2 pseudogenes are annotated in these 800 nt (G+C 67.0%); one reads left to right on the top strand and one right to left on the bottom strand.

The annotated features are described in order from the left end of the window. A pseudogene (locus SB4_RS16390) lies at positions 1-238 on the top strand (aromatic amino acid aminotransferase); the annotation flags it as partial. An 87-nt stretch (positions 239-325) separates the two neighbouring features. Here SB4_RS16390 and SB4_RS16385 read toward each other — a convergent pair. Further along, positions 326-800: pseudogene (locus SB4_RS16385) on the bottom strand (xylose isomerase); the annotation flags it as partial.

Below are 800 nucleotides of genomic sequence, written 5' to 3'. Positions count from 1 at the left end.
GCGCGCGGCCCTGGCGGCGGGTGGCCGGATCGGCGCAATCGATCTGGGTGCGGTGGCGCATGGCAAGGGCATGTTCGCCACTCTGCCGCTCTCGCCTGCACAGGTGGAATGGCTGCGCGATCGGCACGGCATCTACATGGCGGGGTCCGGCCGGATCAACATCGCCGGGTTCAACACGACGGCGATCGGGCGTTTCCACGCGGCGCTGCGGGACATGGCGGCAAACGGCGTGGCGTAAGGCGATACGGTAAGGGCGCGCCCGGATCGCCGGGCGCGCCCTTTTCGCCTAGCGGGATGGGGGCCGGACGATCCCGGCCCCCTGCCCTTACTTGCCCGAATGGACGATGCGGTTGACGAGATTCTCGATCCGCTCCTGACGGCCCGAACGGGGCTTCGGATCGATCGCCTGTTCTTCGGCAAGGTCCGCGATCCCGGCGAGGTCCAGCCCAGCGATCTTCTGGCCGAAATCACCGTCCCAACCGGCATAACGCTCGGACTTGATCGCATCCAGACGGCCGTCCTCGATCAGCGCGGCGGCGTTCAGCAGGCCCTTGGCCACCACGTCGATCCCGCCGACATGGCCGTGGAACAGATCGACCGCATCCATCGACTGGCGACGCACCTTGGCGTCGAAGTTGAAGCCGCCGGTGGTGAAGCCGCCCGCGCGGATGATCTCCAGCACGGCCAGCGTCAGCTCCTCGACCGAGTTGGGGAATTGATCGGTATCCCAACCATTCTGATGGTCGCCGCGATTGGCGTCGATCGATCCGAAGATGCCCAAGGCGCCTGCGGTCGCGATC

This window comes from Sphingomonas sanguinis, from assembly GCF_001476905.1.
In the GTDB taxonomy this organism is placed as follows: Bacteria; Pseudomonadota; Alphaproteobacteria; order Sphingomonadales; family Sphingomonadaceae; genus Sphingomonas; species Sphingomonas sanguinis_B.
The sequence above is the reverse complement of the archived record's forward strand: the minus strand, read 5'-3'. Positions and strand labels throughout refer to the sequence as shown.